The sequence below is a fragment of the Streptomyces sp. NPDC059679 genome, from assembly GCF_042734105.1.
In the GTDB taxonomy this organism is placed as follows: Bacteria; Actinomycetota; Actinomycetes; order Streptomycetales; family Streptomycetaceae; genus Streptomyces.
On record NZ_JBHWES010000161.1, the window covers coordinates 1 to 5031 of the forward strand.

A 5031-nucleotide genomic window follows, 5' to 3' on the forward strand; every position below is an offset into this window, starting at 1 on the left:
GACCCTGCGCCCCTCGCGGACACGGACCGGCTGGGCCCCGTGTCGATGGCCAACACCGCCTACGTCATCTACACCTCCGGATCCACCGGCCGCCCGAAGGGTGTCGCGGTTACCCATGCCGGGCTGGGTGGTTTGCTGGCGACGCAGGTGGAGCGGTTGGCGGTGACGTCGGAGAGTCGGATCCTGCAGTTTGCCTCGCCGAGTTTCGACGCGTCGGTGTGGGAGTTGACGACGGCGCTGTTGTCGGGTGCCGTGCTGGTGCTCGCGGATCGGGAGGCGCTGGCTCCGGGTGAGCCGTTGGTGGGGACGGTGGCGGCGTATGGCGTGACGCATGTGCTGTTGCCGCCGCCGGTGCTGGCGTCCTTGCCGGTGGGTTCACTGTCGAGCGTGCGCACGCTGGTGGTCGGGGGTGCGGCGTCGTCGGCGGAGCTGGTGGCGGCGTGGGCCCCGGGTCGGCGGATGGTGAACGCGTACGGTCCGACCGAGACGACCGTGATCGCGTCGATGAGCGGGCCGCTGACCGGCGACGGCCGTACGCCCCCCATCGGCGGGCCGGTCACCGGCACCCGGCTCCACGTGCTCGACGACGAACTCCGCCCGGTGCCGCCAGGGGAGGACGGCGAACTGTACGTCAGCGGGTTCGGGCTGGCACGGGGGTACCTGGGCAGGCCCGGGCTGACGGCCGCCCGATTCGTGGCCTGCCCGTTCGGCGAGCCGGGCGAGCGCATGTACCGCACCGGGGACGTGGTCGCCCGGACACCCGACGACGAACTGGTGTTCCGAGGGCGCGCGGATGACCAAGTCAAGATCCGTGGATTCCGGATCGAACCCGGTGAGATCGAGGCCGTGCTGGAGAGCCATCCGGCAGTGGCACACGCCGTGGTCGTCGCCCGCGAAACCCCCACGGGGCCGCGACTGGTGGGGTACGTCGTTCCGCACAGGACCGCGGAGGGCGGCCACGCCCAGGACCTTCCGTACGGCGAGATCGACCTCACGCACGGTGTGACCGCGGCGGACTTGCGTACGTACGCGGCGCGGCGCCTCCCGGACCACATGGTGCCCTCGGCGATCGAGGTGCTGGAGGCACTGCCGCTGACGGCGAGCGGGAAGGTGGACCGGGCGGGGCTGCCCGAGCCGGTGCTCACCCGAGGCGCCTATCGGGCGCCGCGCACGGCGGCGGAGGCCGCTCTGGCGGACACGTTCGCCGAACTGCTCGGGCTGGACCGGGTAGGCGCCGACGACGACTTCTTCGTGCTCGGCGGCGACAGCATTCAGGCGATCCGGGCCGTGACCCTGGCCCGCGAGCGCGGCGTGGAGGTGAGTCCACGGCAGATCTTCGAGCACCGGACCGTGGCGGAGCTGGCCGAGGCCGTGGCGGCCGGCAGTCGGCGGGACGGCACGCGTCGGCCGCTCGAGGACATAACGGCTCTGGAGGAGCTCGCCGCGCACGCGACGCGGCCCGGCGGGGGCGGCCTCACCCCCTCGGACACGCCGCTGGTGCCGGTGGAACAGGGAGCGATCGAGGAGTGGGAACGGCGCTACCCGGACCTCGAGGACATCTGGCCACTGACACCGCTGCAGTCGGGGCTGCTCTTCCACACGCTGTCGAACAAGACCACTGTTGATCCCTACCGCGTGCAGTGCGTGCTCCATCTGAGCGGGCCGGTGGACCCGGCGCGGCTTCGCGCGGCCGGGCAGGCCCTGCTGGACCGGCACGCCGCGCTGCGTACCGCGTTCGTGTTCAACGCCTCCGGTGCCCTGGTGCAGTTGGTACTCGGCGGCGTGCGGTTGCCCTGGCGGGAAGCCGATCTGAGCGGACTCGGCGACGCCGTGGAGCGGGAGGCGGCGGTCGAGCGGTTCCTGGCCGACGACCTGGGCGTTCCGTTCGCCCCGGCCACGCCTCCGCTGCTGCGGCTCGCCCTGCTCAAGCTCGGTGAGGACCGGTCGGAGCTCGTGCTCACGGCCCATCACGCGGTGTTCGACGGCTGGTCGCTGCCGCTGATGACACAGGATCTGCTGCGGCTCTACGCGGCGGACGGAGCCGATGCGGCGGCGCGACCGCGCGCGGGGCGGTACCGCGACTTCCTGGCGTGGCTGTCCAGGCAGGACCGGGACGCGTCGGCACGGGTCTGGGCGGAGGAGCTCGACGGGCTCGACGGGCCGACGACGCTCGCCCCCGGCGCGTCAGTCGGCGGCAAGTCCGCCACCGGCAAGCCGGCCACCGGCGACGACGGCAACGGCGTCGGGCAGGCCCCCGTCGAGCTGTCCGCACCGGAGACGGCGCACCTCTCCCGGCGGGCGGCCGAACTGGGCGTCACGATGAACACCGTCGTCCAGGGCGCCTGGGGTGTCCTGTGCGGACAGCTGACCGGACGGCAGGACGTGGTGTTCGGCGCCACGGTCTCCGGCCGGCCACCCGCCCTGCCGGATGTGGACACGACGGTGGGCATGTTCCTCAACACCGTGCCCGTACGGGTGCGATGCGCACCGGGCGACTCCCTCGCCGGGCTGCTGACCGAGTTGCAGCGCCACCAGGCCGCGCTGCTGGACCACCATCACGTTGCGCTGACCGACATTCAGCGGATGACGGATCTGAACCCGCTCTTCGACACCTGCGTCGCGTTCGAGTCCTTTCCGGTGGGCCGGGCCGGGATCGCCGAGGCGGGCGAGGCGGCCGGGATCAGCGCCACCGGCATCCGCCTGGTCACCACCACGCACTACCCCCTGACCGTGATGGCGATGGCCGACACGGACGCCGGAGTGCGGCTGACGCTCCAGTACCAGCGGAACGTGTTCGACCGGGAAGCGGCGGAGGGCGTCGCGGCGCGCTTCGCACGGATCCTGCGCCGGATCGCGGCGGACCCCGGCCACCGGGTGGGCGCGCTCGAGGTGCTGGACGCGGCCGAGCTCGACCACGTACTGCGCGAACGCAACGACACCGCCGTCGCCACGCCCGAACTCACCATCCCGGGCCTGTTCGCGCGACAGGCGGCGGCCACGCCCGACGCGGTCGCGGTGTGGTCCGACGAGCGGTCCCTGACCTACCGGGAGCTCGACGGCCTTTCCTCGCGGCTCGCACAGGCACTGGCCCGGCGCGGCGTGGCGGCGGAGTCGGTGGTGGCGGTGGCGCTGCCGCGGTCGGCCCGGATGGTGGCGGTGCTGCTCGCGGTGGCGAAGACGGGCGGTACGTTTCTTCTGGTGGATCCCGGCTATCCGGCCGAGCGGATCGCTTTCCTGCTGACCGACGCACGGCCCGTCGTCCTGGTCACAGACGCGGAGCACGCCGCGCGGCTGCCGGACGGGGACTGCCCCACGGTGCGGATGGACGAGCTGGCCCCGGCGTCCGGCGGCGCGGAGGACCCGGCGCCCGGTCCGGAGCCGGCGAGCCATCCCGACCAGCTCGCTTACGTGATCTACACCTCGGGCTCGACCGGTGTGCCGAAGGGTGTGGGCATCCCCCACCGGGCCGTCGTGGACCTGGCTCTGGACCGGCGGTGGCGGACGGGCGCGCAGGAGCGGGTGCTGCTGCACTCGCCGCTCATGTTCGACGCCTCTGTCTGGGAGGTGTGGATTCCGCTGCTGGGCGGCGGACAGGTCGTGGTGGCCCCGCCCGGGGCCCTGGACCCTGTCGCGCTCGCGGCGCAGGTTGCCGAGCGCGGGCTGACCTCGGTCTTTCTGTCCACCGCGCTGTTCAACCTTCTGGTGCGGGAGGACGGCCGCTGCCTGGCGGGGCTCCAGGAGGTGTGGACGGGCGGCGAGCGTGTCTCACCGCCGGCGTTTGAGCGAGCGCTGGAGGCATGCCCGGACACCGCGTTTGTCCATGCCTACGGACCGGCGGAGACGACGGTCTACGCCACCAGCCACCCGCTGGCGGCGCTGGAGCGGGTGGGCGACGACATCCCGATCGGACTCCCGCTGGACAACACGTGCGTCTACGTGCTCGACGGAGCGTTGCGCCCCGTGCCGCAGGGCGTCGCCGGTGAGCTGTATCTGGCGGGTTCGGGGCTCGCGCGGGGCTATGTGCGCCGGGCGGGCCTTACGGCCGAACGCTTCGTCGCCTGCCCGTTCGGGCGGCCGGGCGAGCGGATGTACCGCACCGGGGACCTTGTGCGCTGGAACGCCTTCGGCCGCATCGAATATCTCGGCCGGAGCGACAGCCAGGTCAAGATCCGTGGTTTCCGGATCGAGCCGGGCGAGGTGGAGGCGGTGCTGGCGTCGCATCCGGCGGTGGCACAGGCGGCCGTGATCGCCCAGGACACCCATGACACGGCCAACACCAAACGGCTGGTGGGCTATGTGGTGCCGGACGGGCCGGACGCCGTGTCCCCAGGCGCGCTGCGCGGCCACCTGACGCGGCGACTGCCGGACTTCATGGTGCCGTCGGCGTTCGTGGTGCTCGACCGGCTGCCGCTGACGCCGAACGGAAAGCTGGACCGGAAGGCACTGCCCGCACCCGAATTCACGGGAAACGGCTACCGGCCTCCCCGGTCGCCGCGGGAAGAGGCGCTCTGCCGCGTGTACGCCGAGGTCCTCGGGCTCGAAAGAGTCGGAATCGACGACAACTTCTTCGCCTGCGGCGGGCATTCCCTGCTCGCCACTCAGCTGATGGGCCGCATTCGCGCCGCACTCGGGCTGGACGTGTCCGTCGGAACGATATTGGAATTCCCCAGCGTCGCCGCGCTCGCGCCCGAATTGGACAAGGTCAGCAAGACCAGCAGGCCCAGCCTGCGCAGGATGAAGGTTAAGGAGTAGACGCCAGATGATTCCCTTGTCTTATGCGCAGCGCCGGATGTGGTTCGTCCACCGCTTCGAGGGGCCGTCCGCCACTTACAACGTCCCGTTCCGGGTGCGGTTGAGGGGTGAGCTGGATGAGAGTGCGCTGGAGCTGGCGGTGCGGGATGTGGTGGGGCGGCATGAGAGTCTGCGGACGGTGGTTGTCGAGGATGAGGGGGGTGTGCCGTTTCAGCGGGTGGTGCCGCTGGAGGAGGTGGGGGTGCGGGTCCCGGTGGTGGAGACCGGCCCGGGGGAGCT

General features: G+C 72.0%; 2 protein-coding genes. Both read left to right on the forward strand.

Annotation, left to right across the window (positions count from 1 at the left end):
* The first annotated feature begins 45 nt into the window (after positions 1-45).
* Positions 46-4752 carry an amino acid adenylation domain-containing protein gene (locus tag ACFV2X_RS55275; RefSeq protein WP_385631842.1) on the forward strand — a complete coding sequence of 1569 codons (4707 nt, stop codon included), beginning with the start codon at positions 46-48 and terminating at the stop codon, positions 4750-4752.
* A 7-nt stretch (positions 4753-4759) separates the two neighbouring features.
* Positions 4760-5031 (forward strand): condensation domain-containing protein (locus ACFV2X_RS55280; RefSeq protein ID WP_385631840.1); only part of this gene is annotated, 272 nt, incomplete at its 3' end.

What these genes read in the sequence shown, in the direction of transcription:
- ACFV2X_RS55275 (WP_385631842.1), top strand. Translation starts at nt 46, where the DNA reads ATGGCCAACACCGCCTACGTCATCTACACCTCCGGATCCACCGGCCGC.